General features: G+C 57.8%; 14 protein-coding genes and 2 pseudogenes. 7 read left to right on the forward strand and 9 right to left on the reverse strand.

Features of this window, described 5'->3' with window-relative positions:
* Nucleotides 1-37: 37 nt before the first annotated feature.
* The 4 genes from AS026_RS22405 to AS026_RS22420 all read right to left on the reverse strand — a co-directional run bounded on the left by AS026_RS22405 (nt 38) and on the right by AS026_RS22420 (nt 4,135).
* Nucleotides 38-871, reverse strand: coding sequence for a carbohydrate ABC transporter permease (locus tag AS026_RS22405; RefSeq protein WP_007539654.1), 834 nt, complete (start codon nt 869-871; stop codon nt 38-40).
* The gene (locus tag AS026_RS22410; protein WP_007539655.1) at nt 868-1,818 is read right to left on the reverse strand and encodes a carbohydrate ABC transporter permease; all 951 of its coding nucleotides are present in this window, start codon (nt 1,816-1,818) and stop codon (nt 868-870) included. Before AS026_RS22410 ends, AS026_RS22405 begins: the two co-directional genes overlap by 4 nt.
* The gene (locus tag AS026_RS22415) at nt 1,819-2,967 is read right to left on the reverse strand and encodes an ABC transporter ATP-binding protein (protein ID WP_007539657.1); all 1,149 of its coding nucleotides are present in this window, start codon (nt 2,965-2,967) and stop codon (nt 1,819-1,821) included.
* A gap of 346 nt (nt 2,968-3,313) precedes the next feature.
* On the reverse strand, nt 3,314-4,135 hold the full coding sequence (locus AS026_RS22420) for a MurR/RpiR family transcriptional regulator (protein ID WP_007539659.1): 822 nt from the start codon (nt 4,133-4,135) through the stop codon (nt 3,314-3,316).
* Nucleotides 4,136-4,425: 290 nt separating this feature from the next.
* Here AS026_RS22420 and AS026_RS40250 point away from each other — a divergent pair.
* The 3 genes and pseudogenes from AS026_RS40250 to AS026_RS44620 form a co-directional block, all read left to right on the forward strand.
* Nucleotides 4,426-4,657 (forward strand): annotated as a pseudogene (locus AS026_RS40250) (IS110 family transposase); the annotation flags it as partial.
* A 315-nt stretch (nt 4,658-4,972) separates the two neighbouring features.
* Nucleotides 4,973-5,272 carry a hypothetical protein gene (locus tag AS026_RS22425; protein ID WP_028747009.1) on the forward strand — a complete coding sequence of 100 codons (300 nt, stop codon included), beginning with the start codon at nt 4,973-4,975 and terminating at the stop codon, nt 5,270-5,272.
* 23 nt (nt 5,273-5,295) lie between these two features.
* Complete coding sequence (locus AS026_RS44620; protein ID WP_412770328.1) at nt 5,296-5,445, forward strand: hypothetical protein; 150 nt, start codon at nt 5,296-5,298, stop codon at nt 5,443-5,445.
* Between the two features lie 48 nt (nt 5,446-5,493).
* Here the strand turns inward: AS026_RS44620 and AS026_RS43545 are convergent, their stop codons facing one another.
* The 5 genes from AS026_RS43545 to glmS all read right to left on the reverse strand — a co-directional run bounded on the left by AS026_RS43545 (nt 5,494) and on the right by glmS (nt 12,633).
* Complete coding sequence (locus AS026_RS43545) at nt 5,494-5,739, reverse strand: type II toxin-antitoxin system RelE/ParE family toxin (protein ID WP_081593648.1); 246 nt, start codon at nt 5,737-5,739, stop codon at nt 5,494-5,496.
* The gene (locus AS026_RS22435; protein ID WP_028747008.1) at nt 5,688-8,858 is read right to left on the reverse strand and encodes an efflux RND transporter permease subunit; all 3,171 of its coding nucleotides are present in this window, start codon (nt 8,856-8,858) and stop codon (nt 5,688-5,690) included. Before AS026_RS22435 ends, AS026_RS43545 begins: the two co-directional genes overlap by 52 nt.
* A complete protein-coding gene (locus tag AS026_RS22440; RefSeq protein ID WP_007539669.1) occupies nt 8,858-9,931 on the reverse strand; it encodes an efflux RND transporter periplasmic adaptor subunit in 1,074 nt (357 codons plus the stop codon). The genes AS026_RS22435 and AS026_RS22440 overlap by 1 nt, the downstream gene beginning before the upstream one ends.
* 273 nt (nt 9,932-10,204) lie before the next feature.
* Nucleotides 10,205-10,735 (reverse strand): FMN reductase, encoded by a 531-nt coding sequence (gene msuE, locus AS026_RS22445; RefSeq protein WP_007539672.1) that lies wholly within the window; start codon nt 10,733-10,735, stop codon nt 10,205-10,207.
* 71 nt (nt 10,736-10,806) lie between these two features.
* The gene (glmS, locus tag AS026_RS22450; RefSeq protein WP_007539674.1) at nt 10,807-12,633 is read right to left on the reverse strand and encodes a glutamine--fructose-6-phosphate transaminase (isomerizing); all 1,827 of its coding nucleotides are present in this window, start codon (nt 12,631-12,633) and stop codon (nt 10,807-10,809) included.
* Between the two features lie 445 nt (nt 12,634-13,078).
* Between glmS and AS026_RS22455 the strand changes: the two genes are divergently transcribed.
* The 4 genes and pseudogenes from AS026_RS22455 to AS026_RS22460 all read left to right on the forward strand — a co-directional run bounded on the left by AS026_RS22455 (nt 13,079) and on the right by AS026_RS22460 (nt 15,848).
* The gene (locus tag AS026_RS22455; RefSeq protein WP_007539676.1) at nt 13,079-13,798 is read left to right on the forward strand and encodes a hypothetical protein; all 720 of its coding nucleotides are present in this window, start codon (nt 13,079-13,081) and stop codon (nt 13,796-13,798) included.
* A 291-nt stretch (nt 13,799-14,089) separates the two neighbouring features.
* Nucleotides 14,090-14,355 (forward strand): annotated as a pseudogene (locus AS026_RS40270) (transposase); the annotation flags it as partial.
* Nucleotides 14,356-15,039: 684 nt separating this feature from the next.
* Nucleotides 15,040-15,180 (forward strand): hypothetical protein, encoded by a 141-nt coding sequence (locus AS026_RS44250; RefSeq protein ID WP_328285769.1) that lies wholly within the window; start codon nt 15,040-15,042, stop codon nt 15,178-15,180.
* The gene (locus tag AS026_RS22460) at nt 15,177-15,848 is read left to right on the forward strand and encodes a calcium-binding protein (protein ID WP_007539680.1); all 672 of its coding nucleotides are present in this window, start codon (nt 15,177-15,179) and stop codon (nt 15,846-15,848) included. The genes AS026_RS44250 and AS026_RS22460 overlap by 4 nt, the downstream gene beginning before the upstream one ends.
* The last annotated feature ends 23 nt before the right edge of the window (nt 15,849-15,871 follow it).

A 15,871-nucleotide genomic window follows, 5' to 3' on the forward strand; every position in this document is an offset into this window, starting at 1 on the left:
CCTGTCGTTCGTGGTTGGGTTGGGTTGTTGAGGATGCCTAGTGTCGGCCGACCACCAGACCCCTGATGAAATGCCTCTGCATTGAGAGGAAGAGGGCGGCCAGGGGCGCTGTGACGATCACGCCCCCGGCCATCAGCGCACCGACCTGACCGCCGCCGTCGCCTGCTTGCCGGAAATAGGCAATGCCAAGCGAGGGCATCATCATGTCGGGATTGGTTGTCACCACCAGCGGCCAGTAGAGGTCGTTCCAATGGGCCACGATGGAGAAAATAGAGAAAGCGGCGACTGCTGGCCATGCGGCGGGCACCATGATGCGCCAGGCGATCGAGAGCTCGCTGAAACCGTCAAGCCGGGCCGCATCAAGCACTTCGTCAGGGAAGGTGACGAAAAACTGTCGAAACAGGAAGATCGCGAAGACCGAGATGATCCAGGGCAGAATGAGCGCTGGGTAGGTGTCGAGCAGCCCCGATTTCGCGAGCGCAACGTAGATCGGAATTGTCGGGATCTGCACTGGCACGAGAAGCCCGAGCAGCACTGCGCCGAGCAGGAGCGGCCTGCCTGGAAAGGACAGCTTGGCGAGCGCATAGCCGCACGGGATCGCCACGGCAATTTGCAGGGTCAGGATCGCGAGACAGACCACAAATCCATTGGCCATGAAGCGCAAGAGCGGGATTGCGGTGAGTGCTGCGCCGTAATTCTGCGCGGTGCCGGCCAGTGTCGGCACAGGCAGAAGACCGCCATTGAAGATTTCGCTCTCCGGTGTACCTGAGGCCAGCACCATCCAGATGAATGGGAAAACCATGATGATTGCGCCCGAGAGCAGAACGGCGTGTGAGGCAATGCGCGATACGGGAGATTTCGCAAGGATCATGGCGTTCCCCTCAAGTTCTTCGTACCGGACGCCCTAGGGTCCGACAGGCGCATCTGGATCAGAGACAGCATCGTCACGAACACGAAGAAAGACACGGCGATCGCCGATGCATAGCCGACGCGGAAGAACCGGAAGCCCTCTTCGTAGAATGTATAAAGGACGACCATTGTCGACTTCATCGGTCCGCCCTGGGTGAGCACAGCAACTGTCTCAAACACCGAGAACGCGCGGATGACTGTCATGACGGTGACGAACAGCGTCACCGGAGCAAGCATCGGCCAGGTTACGAGCCGGAAGCGCTTGAAACCACCGTCTGCACCGTCGATCGCAGCCGCCTCGTAGAGCTCTTCTGGAATTGTGGAAAGTCCGGCCAGGAAGAGGATCATGTTGAAGCCGACCAGCTGCCAAATGCCGATGCAGGCAAGGGCATAGACCGCCATGGACGGGTCGGAGAGAAACCGTATAGGCGAGGCGCCGAGCAGGTGAAGGAACGCGTTGGCGGCGCCAAGACTAGGATGGAGGATCGCCTCCCAGGCGGTCGCGAGCGCCACAAGGGTTGCGGCGACCGGGAGGAAATAGGCCGTTCTGTAAAAAGCGGAAAAGGTGCACCGTGAAATCAGCAAGGCAACAAGCAGACCCCACCCGATCGATATTGGGACCACCACAAGGACATAGAGCGCCGTATTGCGGAGGCTGTTCGAGAAACCTGGGTCGGTCAGCATTCGACCATAATTGCCAAGACCGACAAAGCGGATACCGACCAGGCCCAAAGATGCGTCGGTAAACGAAAGGAACAGAACCAGGATCGCTGGGCCGATCAAAAGGGCAAGCAGGAGCAGCGAGGCTGGCAACGCAAGAACCAGCCCGGCACGGGCTTGCGCGCGGTCCGACTTGTAGATTGACCGCTCAGGGGCTGCTGCGAGAGAAACATCGTCGAGCACAGCCATCTAAGCAGCCTCGCGTTCGACACGTTCTCGCCGAGACCGACTTTCGGGGAAGAACCAGGCATTCTCCGCGTCTATCGTCAGAGCGAGGTGCTCACCAGGATGGACCGAGCGCGCTTGATCCGCCGACACTCGAACGACGAATTCGGCGCCCGCCTCAGCCTCGACAAAAAGGTTTGCGTCCGTTCCGGAATGTTCGATACGCGAAAGGCAGACGCGGAGGGTACCGGGCACATCATGCGCAGCAATGCTTGCGTGCTCGGGGCGAAACGCCAAGGTGCCGGGGCCGGTGGAGCCGATCGCGTCACGGAGTGCTATTTTGCCACCCCCGATGGCGACCATCCCGCCCACTGTGGCGGAAACACGGACCTCATTCAGGAAAGGCTGCGCGAGAAAACGGGCGACCTCAAGATCGACCGGATCACGATAGAGATCGGCTGGCTTGGCGATCTGACGAACGTGCCCCCGGAACATCACCGCGACCCGGTCAGATATTGCTGCTGCCTCAGCCTGATCGTGAGTGACGAACACCGTCGTCGCTCCCATTTTCTTGTGGAGTCGGGCGATTTCACCTCGTGTGTGAATTCGCAGCGCCGCATCCAGGTTTGCCAAGGGCTCATCCATGAGGAATATCCTCGGTGCACGGACCATCGCCCGTCCTAGTGCCACACGCTGACGCTGGCCGCCCGAAAGCGCCGGTGGACGCCTGTCGAGAAGGGCATCGAGTTTTAGAATCGCCGAGGTTTCACGAACCCGCTCGTCGATCGAGCGATAGCGTCCGGCGGCACCTGGCAGGGCAGCACCAAGGATCGGCAACCGCTCCAAGCTGCTTAGTTCGCGCATTACCAATGGCGCGGCGATATTGTCGTACACGCTAAGGTGCGGATAGAGCGCATAGCTTTGAAAAACAAATGCCAAGTCTCGGTCCTTTGCCGCGACGTCGTCGAGCTTTTTTTCGCCCGCGAACACATGGCCCTGGTCCGCTCGCTCGAGCCCGGCAATTATACGTAGAAGCGTAGATTTACCGCAGCCTGAAGGCCCAAGAAGGGTCACAAATTCGCCGGCGGCAACGCTGATCGACACGTCGCGCAGAACATTTACTTCGCCGAATTTCTTGCTGATTTTGTCTATGTGAAGTTCCAAAGCTGCCATTCCCTATCCACATGGTTAGCAGTTTTCTTAATGGTGCTTTATTTCACATTGATGACATCATGGAGTTTTATTTCATTTTTTGCAACTGGTTATTTGGAAGAGTTTTGGGGGAAGAGCGTCCGCCCTCCGGAAAAGCTCGTGGTGGTTCCACATGGATAATGTTGTAGGTGTTCGACTGCGGTGCAGCATGCTGAACGCCAGCGTAAGTGCACGTTCTCGAAAGAAAGCGTGCGGCTTACGGGCCACGCCAAGGGGCTTCTTACGGTCGCCATTCTGCCATCCTCGAGAAGAAGCGGACGCCATCGTTCTATTGGCGCTTTATTTCACCAATGTGACATATGGAGTTTTATTTCATTGGCCGGTTCAGGTGCTTGTCGAGCGCAAGCATCAGACATTCGATGACGAAAATCTTGCCAGCCACTGGCGTCAGCGTTCCGCCGAAAGGATTGTCATGCAGGCCTGAGGCTTGAAGGCTATAATGCGCGGCCTTGCTCAGAGGGCTTTGCGTTCGGTTGGTAACCGCGACGGTCGTTGCGCCAGTGGCGCGCGCACCTTTGAGGAACTGGACGGTTTCGACGGTCAAGCCCGAGACTGAGAATGCCACCGCAACGCAACCTTCGCCAAGCCCATTAGCAACTTCATGCGCCATATGCGAGTTCCGGAAGGCGAGCGCAGTCAAGCCCACGCGAAGCAGACGATATGCCAGCATCTCCGCGACAAAACCGGACATTCCCGCACCATAGATGTCGATGCGGCGGGCGGTCGCAAGCGCTTCGGCGATCCTGTCCAAGCTCGTAAGATCGACATGGCTGTGGGCGACCTCCAGGTTCTCGATCAGTGTTCGCTGCAGTTTGTCGATTGCGGGATCAGCACCTGAAGAACTGACAACGGCGAGTTGGGGTCGGCCGACTTCCGCTGCAAGCGCAAGCTTGAAGTCGCGAAACCCGGTAAACCCGATCTGACGGCAAAGCCGCAGGATACTAGCTTCGCCACTGCCCGCAAATTCGCCAAGTTCTGCCACGGACTGGCGCAGCACTTTCTCCGGGTTTTCCAGGATGTACTTCGCGATCCGAGCGAGTGCGTTTGGAAGCTGATCGATCTCCTCGTGCAACCGCGATAGGATCGTCTGCCGATCCCTGTTGCGCTTCTCGTCCCCAATGCTTACCAACCCGCGGCTCCATCTAGTTCGTGTCTTCGGGCGACGACAAACCGGCCCCGAACTTAGCCTTAGAACGCTACCGGATTCAAGATGCGGGCGATGTCACGTCGTTTCGCGAACGCGCTGACTAGGGCCTTGCCGGTGAACTCAGGCAACTGCGCCGGATCACGGCTTTCCACTGGGCCATGGCGCGGAGCCGATGAATGTAGGTGGAAAGCGGTGGTTCTTGTAGCTGATGGACGATGCGTTCATCTCAACCGAATTATCCGCCAACCGTTAAGGTGCCGACAACGTGACGTCGCCGCGGCGACCGTCATTTACGTGGGCTTCTCTACGTAGCTGCGTCAGTCATTCTGACACGTATCTCAAAGGAGAGTTACCTGCGGACATAGGGGCTTCAGCTCCGGGAACGCAGGCTTCAAAAGAGCCGCCGTGGCTGTGGCGCGCAAACTTGCGGTGATCATGCACACAATGCTGAAGACTGGTGAGTTTTTGATCCGAATGCGGGAGCCGCAACCTAAATCCGCATAGCGTTCAACGTCTGAAAATCCGAATCGTCCCTGCCGGGACGTGAGCCAAGCCATTCCATTGATGGGATTGCCTCGCTGTCTCAGCTGAATGAGTCGGAAGGCTCGTTCCGCGAAGCTCCATCATGCGGCGGCTAATGTCGACCGCGAAACACCATCACCCGGCAGCGTCTAATGATAAAACGAGGTCATGTCTTTCAACGGCCTCAAACATCAACGGGAGAAGCGCAGCATGAAACATATTGTGCACTGAATGTATCGGTCTTGAAGGGACCATCGTTGCAATGGCTTCAGAGGACTTGCCAAGGCAAGATTGCCGGTGATCCGCATCCAGGCCAAAGCATTTTTGAAAGCCAACCGAATAAGACGGACCGCAGGAAAAAGCCATCCCATCGCGAATGACATTCGCGGATTGTTGCGCAACTTCAGTCTGAAAGTCGGATTGGTCGGCAAGATCAAATTCGAGGAGCGGATCAATGAGCTGGTCGAACACAGGCCTGATCTACACGAAATCATGCAGCCATTGTTGGCTGCACGCAAAATGCTGCGCGACGAATTTACCAAGTTGCACAAGAAGGTTTTGGATTTGGTCGCGAGGATGAAGTTTGTCGCCGATTGACGACGATCCATGGTGTCGGCCCCGTGGTCGCTCTCAACTATACGGCAACCATCGATATTCCTGGTCGGTTTACACATTCAAAGGCGGTCGGTTCTGTGCTCGGGCGCCACCAGCGGCGGGGTAGGGGAGGGGCAGGCATTGAGGAAATGATGTCGCCCGCGATCTATGGATGAGGTTTTGATTTGCACTGAGAAGCTGGTTCTCGGCGGAAATTCGGGGTTTCATTTCTCGCCGGCCCAGTCTTCATGTCCATGGCGTATTAGGATCACGAAAATTGCTCCGTCCTCCTCGACACGGTAGACGATAAGATGGGCCTTGAACGGATGAATTCTGAACACATGCCATTCGCGGGTTGGCGGCAATGTGGGATTGATCGACAAAGAAAAGCATACGTCAAAAACGCCTGCAGTCCCGATCAAGGTGTGGGTTCGATGACCTTGTGCTGAGATGAAGCCATTTCTAGGGATTTCCCCGCATCGCCGCCGAGATCGCCTGGCAAATTACTGAACTCCGTCTCTCGCCCGCAGGTCGCGTGGCGTCGAAGCGCTCGGCGACCGAACGATTTGAGCAAATTTTGCAGGTCATCGACGAAGGTGAAGATGACCGGGATAATGATGAGGCTGAGCAGCGTTGATATCATCACGCCGCCGATCACCACGATCGCCATCGGCTGCCGGAAACTCGAATCTCCGCCCATCAGGCTGAGCGCAGCCGGCAGCATGCCCGCGGCCATGGCAAGGGTGGTCATGACGATCGGTCGCGCGCGCTTATGGCAGGCATCGAGGAGCGCCTCGAACCGGGACATGCCTCGGCGACGTGACATGATCGCGTATTCGATGAGAAGGATGGAGTTCTTCGTTACCACGCCCATCAGCATGAGAAGGCCTATGACGGCAGGCATCGAGAAGCTGGTCCCCGTCACCACCAGCGGCACCAGCGCGCCGCCGAGCGAGAGCGGCAGGGCCATCAGAAGCGTGAGCGGCTGCAGGAAATCTTGGAACAGCAGGACGAGCACCGCATAGATGCAGAACACACCGATTGCCATCGCAAGCGCGAAGCTCTGGAACAGCTCGGAGCTGCGCTGAAGCTCGCCGTGTTCCACCAGCGTAACGCCCGGCGGCAGATGCTGGAGAGCCGGCAGCGCCTTCGCCTCGCGGTTGACGTCGCCCAGAATGCGGCCGTTGAGTTCGACGGAAACGGTGACATTGCGCATGCGGTCGATACGGTCGATTTCCGAAGGACTGCCGCCGATGCGGATATCGGCAATCGATCCGAGATCGACATTGCCGTTGGTGCCGGCCACGCGCATGTTCTTAATGTCGTCGAGATTGGTGCGCGCCTCTGGCGAGAAGCGAACGACGATCGGTATCTGCCGCTGCGGCAGGTTGAGCTTCGGCAAGTCGGAAGAATATTCTCCGTTCGTCGCCACACGCACGGCGCTGGCGATCGCATTCGACGTCACGCCAAGCGCTGCTGCGCGGGCAAAATCGGGCGTGATCTGGATTTCCGGCGCTTGCCTCGCCGCCGTCGATGTCACGGCGCCGATGCCCTGTAGCGTCCGAAGCTGCTCCTCGAGCGCCGTGCTGGCGCAATCGAGCGCATTGGCATCGTCGCTGGCCAGAGTGAACTCGAGCTTGGTACCGTAGCCGATACCGACCGCCACACGCACTCCGGGGAGGACGGAAAGCGCCTGCCGAATATCGTTTTCGATCTCCGACTGCTTGCGGTCGCGCCCATCAATCGGCGTCAGCGTGGCGACGATCGCGGCAGACCCGACACTGCTCCTTGCGACCGTCGCACCACCGCCTGAGGATGCCGAGCCGACAGCAGCAAACACATGCGTCACGTCGGGAAACTCACTGAGAATATCTGCGGCCTTCCTGGTTACGGCGTCGGTTTGCTCGACAGTGGCGCCGGGCTGCAGGGTGAGCGTGATCTGCGTCCGCGAGTCGTCAGCGGCCGGCAGGTATCCCGTTCTTAAGAGAGGGATAACGGAAAGCGAAAGCGCAACGACGACGGCAGTCACGGCCACTGTTGTCTTCCTGTGATTGAGGGCAGCCTTGGCCATCGCCATATAGGCGCGCATAAATCGGCCATCCTTCTGCTCCGACGGATGAGCCTTCATGAAATAGGCGGCCATCATGGGGGTGAGCAGACGGGCAACGACAAGCGAGGCAACGACGGCAACAGCGGCGGTGATGCCGAACTGACGAAATAGGAGGCCTGGTATGCCGCTCATGAACGCCGTCGGTAGGAAGACCGCGACCAGCGTGAAGGTGGTGGCGATGACGGCGAGCCCGAGTTCGTTGGCGGCTTCCATTGCAGCATCGAGGGGCCGCTTGCCCATCTGCAGGTGGCGGGCGATGTTCTCGATCTCGACGATCGCGTCGTCGACGAGAATTCCGACCACCAGCGACAGCGCCAGCAAGGTGACGACGTTCAGGCTAAAGCCGGCGAGATACATGAACAGGAAGGTCGGGATGACCGACAAGGGCAGTGCCACAGCAGACAGGATCGTCGCGCGCCAGTCCCGAAGGAAGAGCCAGACGACCACAATCGCCAGGATGGCCCCCTCATACAACATGTGCATCGAGCCGTCATAATTGCCGAGAATTGATCCGATCAGGCTGTAGACTGCATGGATCTGCACATTCGAATGCGCCGCTGCAAAATTTTTCATTGCCGTGTCAACGTCAGCCGAAACACTGCTATCGGAAAACCCGTTCGAACGCTTGATTTCGACGGCGATCACCGGCTTACCGTCGAGATAGGCCATCGAGGAGCGCTCGGCGAAGCTGTCCTCGACCGAGGCGATGTCGTCGAGCCGGGCCTGCTGCCCGTTAGCGAGCGGTATAGTGAGCTCCCTCAGGGCCTCGACCGACTCTACGGCGCCGAGCGTGCGCAATGTCTGACGCGTGCCGCCGATCTCGCCGAGCCCGCCGGACTTGTCGCCTTGCACGGCCTTCAACTGCGCTGATACGGTCGCGGCGGTGACGCCGAACGACGACATCGTCGAAGGATCGAGATCGACGTGGATCTCGCGATCGATCCCGCCGATGCGGTTGACCTGGCCGACGCCCGGGACCGATAGCAGCGCCTTGGTCAGATCGTTATCGACAAACCAGGACAGTTCGGTCTCGTTGAGAGCGGTCGAGCGGACGGCATAGGTGACAACTGCGGAGCTTTGGACGGTGGCCTTCGTAACGATCGGCGTCGCCATCTGTGCCGGGAGATCGGCCTTGACGCTATCAACGGCATTGCGGACCTCATTGAGGGCCGTTTCGCTGTCTTTCTGCAGCTTGAAGGATACCTTGGTCGAGACGGTGCCATCGGTAATCGTTGTGAGAATATGATCGAGATGGCTCAAGGAGGTGAGGCTATTCTCGATGGTGCGGGCAACCTCCGTCTCGAGCTGCGTCGGCGCAGCCCCATCGAGCGTGGCGGTAACGCTGATGGTCGGAAGGTCCATGTCCGGAAAGTACTGAACCGCCAGCTGTTTGAATGCCCAAAGCCCGCCAAATCCAAACATCACAAACAGCAATATCGCTGGTATGGGATTGCGGATCGAGAAGGCGGAGAAATTCATCAGTTTTTCTCCGCAATTTTCACGAGGTCATTGTCCGACAGAAATGCACCGCCCGACGTGACGACCTTTGCCGACCGGTCGATGCCGGAGATGATTTCGACCTCGCCATCGTTGCGGCGGCCGGTTTCCACGCGGACCCGTCGCACCCGCTTGTCCTCGCCGGCGGTGAAGACGTAGCTGATGCCATCCCGGAACACGATCGCCGTCTCGGGGACGGTGAGCGCCGGTGTGGTCTGCAGCTCGATATTGCCAGTGACATAAAGGCCGGTGCGCGGACGAACCTCGGACGGAAGCGCAACATAGACGATCGCACGGCTGGTGTCGGTGCTGACCGAGGGGCCGACCAGCCGCACCTTGCCGGAAATGGCGTGACCGTCCGGTCCGTTGATCGCAACGCTCAAACCCTCCGAAATCCGCGGCAGATAACGCGCCGATACTTCCGCCTGCCATTCGACACGCTGCTGGCGCACCATGCGGAAGAGCTCGGTGCCGGTGGAGACTACTTCGCCGAGATCGCCCGAACGCGAGGTTATGAGGCCATCGTCGGCGGCGGTGATGGTCGTCTGCGCAAACTTGATCTTTTCGCTGTCGAGCGCGGCCTCCTCGGATGCCAGGTTTGCCGTCGCCGTCTGCTCGTCGGCGAAATATTCGGTGATCTTCTCGTCGGAAAGAGCGCCGGATGAACGAAGCTGGCGTGCACGATCCGCATTTGCCTTGGCCTTTGTCAGCTTTGCCTTGGCGATGACGACAGCCGCCTCCTGTTTGCGAAGGTCTGCCAGCACGCTGTCCTGCGAAAGCCGGGCCAGCGTCTGCCCTTTCGTGACCACCGAGCCGACATCGACCAGGACGTCGGTGATGCGCAGGCCGCTCGTTTCGGACGCAATGATTGCTTCCTGCCACGGTTTCAGCCAGCCGCTCGCGGGAACGGTTTCCAGCCAGTCCCGTATTGCCGGCGCCGTCAGAGAAACGGTCAGAGCAGGCGCGGCCGCCTGTTCAGCCATGCTATTAGCGGAGGGAAACTGGAGTGCTGCACAGACAAGAACGGCAGCGAATAGAATACACGGTTTTCTCAAATGGCAATTCCTCGCAGTTCACGGGTGTCCGCGCTCAACCGTGGCGTCAAAAATGTCGGCTGTTGTGGTGCAAAGTTGAAATGCCTGACGGTCTCGAAGGTGACAAAACTCAACTATTCAAAACATCTTAGCGGGACACCAGTGATGTCGGGCTATTGCGCCATCCAAGGCAGCAGTTTTTCGTCGGCTGCGAGGCGGTGAATACGGCTAAATCGCATCGTAAGGTTCGCGTGGGACAATAGTGCCTGTTGCGCCGCCGTTTGCTGAGTCTGCTCATCCTATTGCGTATGCTGCTTCCTCGACAGCCCGGCCTACACGCATGCGGATGGTCTCGGAAATCACCTCTCCGTGGGCGAAGTCATTACGCGTGGCATAGATTGCGGTCGGCATCGCAAGCGCTTCAAAGAACCCGAACAGAGGACGCAACTGATGCTCGACGACAAGCGAATGACGCTCGCCCCCGCCCGTCGCAGCGATGATGATAGGCTTGCCCCTCAGCGATGTTGGATCGAGCAAATCGAAATAGTGCTTGAATAGGCCGGTGTAACTGCCCTTGTAGGTGGGTGAGCCTACGACCAGGACGTCTGCCTCTAGCATCTGGTCTACGACCCCGCGCGCTTTAGCGCTGAGGTCGTCTATCCGTTTGGCTTTCAACAGTGAAGGTCCAAGGTCATCGACATCGAAGGACTGCGCCACCGCTTGCGTTTTGATTGCCAATTGCCCGACGATATGGTCGACGAATGTGCGCGTCGTGGACGGTCGTGTTATGTTGCCCGAGAAGCCAATTATCTTCGTTTGCGGCATGTCGATCTCCAAATGCTCAGCAGATATAAGTCATCTACACTCTGTCATTCGTCCCTTACGGAAACCACGGCCTATTCGACGGTGACTGATTTCGCCAGGTTGCGCGGCTGATCGACGTCAGTGCCCGCAAACACGGCGGTATGATAGGCGAGCAATTGGATCGGCAGCGAGAAGATCATCGGCGCTATGATCTCGTCCACATTTGGAAGAACGATTGTTTGCATCGTGTCGAGCTTCAAGGCGCTAGCGCCCTTCTCATCGGTGATCAAGATGATCCGTCCGCCGCGGGCCGCAACCTCCTGCATGTTGGAAACGGTCTTATCGAAAAAGCGGTCGTGCGGTGCGATCACGACAACCGGCATGTTCTCGTCGATGAGAGCAATCGGACCGTGTTTCAGTTCGCCGGCAGCATAACCTTGCGCGTGAATATAGGAAATCTCCTTTAATTTCAGGGCGCCTTCCATGGCCAAAGGGAAGCTCGTGCCGCGGCCAAGATAGAGTACGGCGCGGCACTTTGCCAATTCACGCGACAGAAGCTCGATCCTTGGTCGGATGCTGTTGAGCACCTGCCCCATGACGCGCGGCACCTCGGCAAGCCGGCCGACCAGTGTCTGTTCCTCCTTCTCCGTAAGGGTGCCACGCGCCCTGCCAGCAGCAACCGCGAGCGCAGCCAAAACGGCGAGCTGGCATGTAAAGGCCTTCGTAGACGCAACGCCAATCTCAGGACCGGCGAAGATCGGGAACACAGTGTCGGACTCCCGTGCTATCGTCGATTCGGGCGCGTTGACGACTGCACCGGTCTTCAAGCCGTGCTCCTTGCAATAGCGTAGGCAAGCAAGTGTATCGGCCGTCTCGCCCGATTGTGAGATGAAGAGAGCTGCCACCTGTGGCGAGAACGGGATTTCGCGGTACCGAAATTCTGACGCGACATCGATTTCGACCGGCAGACGTGCGTAGTGCTCGAACCAGTATTTGCCGATCAGCCCGGCAAAGTACGCAGTGCCGCAGGCGGAGATCGCCAAGCTTTGCACGTTGGCGAAGACCGTGTCGCGCCAAACCGCGACTACCTTATTGTCGCTGAAGTTGATGTAATGGCTGAGGGTATCGGAGATGGCCTCCGGCTGGTCGTAAATTTCCTTCTCCATGAAATGGCGATAGTTGCCCTTGTCGATCATAGGGGCCGTCACCAGCGAGATCTGCCGCGGTCGGGTGGTGACCTCGCCGTCGATATCGAAGATACGGACGCCAGTCTTGTCGATGACCGCCCAATCTCCGTCGATCAGGTAGGTGATCTCGTTGGTTAAGGGCGCCAGCGCAATCGCGTCCGACCCGAGGAACATTTCGCCGCTTCCGTGACCGATCGCGAGCGGCGGGCCATTACGGGCAGCCATGATAGTCGAAGGGTCTTCCTCGAAAAGCAGAGCCAGCGAGTAAGCGCCTCGGACGCGCTTCAGCATCGCATGCATAGCTTCGCGCCGGCCCATGCCGTCCCGGCGAAGTCTTGCCACGAGATGCGCGATGACCTCCGTGTCGGTGTCGGTTTGGAACTCGGCGCCGGCCGCGGTCAGCTCATCCTTCAATTCGGTGAAATTCTCGATTATCCCATTGTGGACGACCGCGATGCCGTCGCTAAAATGGGGGTGGGCATTGCGTTCCGTCGGCGCGCCATGGGTTGCCCAGCGCGTATGGGCAATGCCGATTGTGCCCGCCAGAGGCTGTTCTTTCAGCTTTGCCTCAAGATTGAAGAGCTTGCCCTCACAGCGCCGGCGATGGAGCGCTCCACCGTCGATCGTCGCGACGCCCGCCGAATCGTAGCCACGATATTCAAGGCGTTTCAATGCGTCTATCAGCCGGTCCGAAACCGGATGATGGCCGACAATACCCACAATCCCGCACATACACTCTCCGCGTTTTCGCATATCGGCCACAACGCGCTCACCTAGTCCCGTCAGTCTGGAGTGAGCGAAGCTACAATCAGTCTTTGATCGCCATGACAGCTAAAATTCCGTCGGAACTTCGTGGCAAAACCGTCATGTTGTCGCGCTAAGTAAAATTCAACGCGTTCTAACGGCACTCGACTTATTGGAAAAATCGATTCTTTGGATCGCACCCATTTACGTCATGGATTGTCATGGCACCAGTGATGGCTGCTGAGGCATTATGACGGACGTTACTCCTGCCTTTGGAAACCGGCCGGTTTATGTCCGAGGCGGCCCCCATCATCCTAGCGTCCGCTCACACCGCGTTCTAGGAGTCCCCTTCGAGCGGGGCTTGTGGGAAAGCCTCCCTGGCAATAAAAATCGTCTCAACGCTCATCAAACTCGCCACAAAGGATGACTTTTCGTGTCAATTTACTGTTGGAAGTTTATACGGGTTATCGCATTTGCACCTGCTGCTGCGATCATGCTGGCCGCGCATAGCATATCGGCGCAGGATTCGTTCACCACGGTGCAATGGCCTAACACGCCAACGGCACGGATTGAGGCACTTGCGATTCTGCAGACCTTGAATGCAAATCTCCTGAGTAATGCTAGCGCCACTTTGACGCTCGATCGCTGGTGTGCCGGACACAAGCTCGCACCGCTAGGTTCTAAGATCGTTGCACAGCGGGTTCGCGGCCGAGACAAGCCCGTCGATAGCCGCATCCGAGAACTTCTGGCGGTCGGCCCCGACGAGCCCATCGCCTACCGACATGTCCGCCTCGTTTGCGGCAATCGCGTCCTTTCTGAGGCCGACAATTGGTATGTTCCGGCAAGGCTGACAATGGACATGAATAAAGCGTTGAATACGAGCGACGTCGCCTTTGGCAGAGCCGTCCAATCTCTTAATTTCACCCGCACAAATCTATCTTCCAATTTGCTGTGGTCCCCTCTTCCAGAAGGATGGGACGTAGAAAAGGAGCTACCGACACCCGCAACGGGATCATCTCTTGTACTACCGCCCTTTCTTCTCGAACATCATGCAGTGCTGAAGCTTCAGGACGGCACTCCGTTCAGTGCGCTGGTCGAAAGCTATACGAGCAATGTACTGGACTTCCCTGCTCCACCTCTGCTTGCCCACTAGCTGCCCATTAGCGCTACGACCAAAAGCGCAGCGCCCGGGACGGTATTTTCGATCGACCGTAAGACAGCGTCGCCGTTGCCGAAGCTCGTCGGGGGCGTTTGTACCCGGCGAGCTTGCAGGGGTCGGTCCTATTCGGTGTTGTCGATGGGCGCTTGACGTTGGTTCGCTCCTTCTCGGTCTTCGTAAAAGGACCGTTCTTGAACCTTGCGGCGACCTCACTCTCATCAACCTGGCGACCCAAAGCCAGCCGCCGTTCGACGCGTCCATAATAGCGCCGAGACTGAACGAGTTGGTGAAAGCAAACGGGGCGGGCGGGTATCTTGTTGCGGTGACGCGATGATGCGATCCCTGCTGTACGAAGCAGCGCAAGTCCTGCTTGTAACCATTAAGAAATTGTCGTGGCTAAAAAGCGTGGGCGATGAATATCGCCAAACGCCGCGGTAGGCAAAAGGCGGTTGTAGCCTTGGCCCGACGGCTTGCGGTGATCATGCATTGCATTGTGGAGTGACGGAACCGAATTCTGCTGGACACAGGAGAGGCTGCCTGTTGCTGCGTAGTTAGCAATCAGGGTAACGAGAAAAAGGAGACAAGAAGATTTCGCCGCCGGTGGAAAGATGTCCTTCGCAGGACGACGGATGGTGAGTTCGCGTGGTTGTTTAGTACGGTCGTTTTTTGCGATCAGGTCGCCGATTAAATTGTTCCGCCTCATTCTTCTGGTCCCATAGTGTGAGGGCCGCACAGTGGATCCCGGAGAGAAGCGCGATACTGCGAAGACATCAATAACCGTAGCTACGGACAGTCAGAAGGTGTTTGACCTCACCACGCCGAACAGAGAAGACAACCCCATCAATACAGTCCCCGATGTCCCAGTGACGGACGGTGATTTGCCGTAACCTTGTCAGTCGACCAGTGGGTGCCCGGCCGCACACTTAACGGCCTCGGAAAGACAGTAACCGGGCGTGGAGCAAAAGACGCTTAACAATCATTCGCATTCAAAGAGCCAATTCACGACCTGACCACAAATCGTGCCAACGTGACAAACCCGATTTGAGAACCAGCCGTAGAATCGGATCGAGCTTTTTAATCGGCACCACGGGAGGCCAACGTTGTTCTTGATGTGCGCTTAATCATCCGTTCCGTCGATGCTTTGTATTCAAACAGAGAATTTCACAGAGTGGGTGGTCGCGGTTATAGGGAGTCCCGTAATAACCAAACCTAGTAACATTAGGAGCTTTAGAAGCATGTATTTGGGAACAGAATCCAATGATATCATCGAGGGCAGCAATGGTAACGATATGATCGTTGGCAAAGGTGGCGATGACAAGATCTACGCTCGTGCGGGCGCCGACCGCGTGTTCAGTGGAGGGGGGACGACCATGTGATCGGTGGTCCGGGCGGCGATCAAATCCATGGCGATGACGGTAACGACATTCTCTCCGGCGACAATGGGCACGACCAGCCGCGCATCATTAGTCACGACGACGACTATATCGATGGTGGAAGAGGCAATGACACACTCTTCGTGGGGGACGGTAGGGATTCGTTGGCAGGAGGCGAAGGCTCCGACACGTTCGTTTTCCAGTTCCACAATCCGACGCCGGGCACTCCAGAGCCGGGGCTTTATTTTGGGCCAATCCCGGAACCGGTATCGACGATCCTGGATTTTAACCCGGCTCAAGATACTTTCGCTTTCGATGTGAAGGGATTGGGCAACGATAATAGTGGTGCGAACTTTATCAATCACGCCGACCTTCAGGCGGGTTCCACCGTTGATACCTTCTATGAGGGCAAGGCCTCGGGTGCGAGCGGTGAACACGTCGTGGTAATCACAGACCAGAGTTTCGCCAGCGGGTCTGACGCAACGAGCGCTATATCCGGAGAGAGCGCCGGCGACATCATCGTCTACCACAACGCCGATACCAGGACCGTCGATTTAGCGTATGTTACTTCGCCTAATCACGTGGATGTCTTCGCCCACTTGTCGGAAGTAGGTAGCGTCTCAGACCTGGCTAACATGCACCTTACCCCCTCCGACTTCACCTTTGTCTGATCGCAGGATGCTTGGGCGGGTTC

Source organism: Rhizobium altiplani (assembly GCF_001542405.1).
Lineage (GTDB): Bacteria > Pseudomonadota > Alphaproteobacteria > Rhizobiales > Rhizobiaceae > Rhizobium > Rhizobium altiplani.

What these genes read in the sequence shown, in the direction of transcription:
- AS026_RS22405 (WP_007539654.1), bottom strand. Translation starts at nt 871, where the DNA reads ATGATCCTTGCGAAATCTCCCGTATCGCGCATTGCCTCACACGCCGTT.
- AS026_RS22410 (WP_007539655.1), bottom strand. Translation starts at nt 1,818, where the DNA reads ATGGCTGTGCTCGACGATGTTTCTCTCGCAGCAGCCCCTGAGCGGTCA.
- AS026_RS22415 (WP_007539657.1), bottom strand. Translation starts at nt 2,967, where the DNA reads ATGGCAGCTTTGGAACTTCACATAGACAAAATCAGCAAGAAATTCGGC.
- AS026_RS22435 (WP_028747008.1), bottom strand. Translation starts at nt 8,858, where the DNA reads ATGAATTTCTCCGCCTTCTCGATCCGCAATCCCATACCAGCGATATTG.
- msuE (WP_007539672.1), bottom strand. Translation starts at nt 10,735, where the DNA reads ATGCCGCAAACGAAGATAATTGGCTTCTCGGGCAACATAACACGACCG.
- glmS (WP_007539674.1), bottom strand. Translation starts at nt 12,633, where the DNA reads ATGTGCGGGATTGTGGGTATTGTCGGCCATCATCCGGTTTCGGACCGG.
- AS026_RS44250 (WP_328285769.1), top strand. Translation starts at nt 15,040, where the DNA reads ATGTATTTGGGAACAGAATCCAATGATATCATCGAGGGCAGCAATGGT.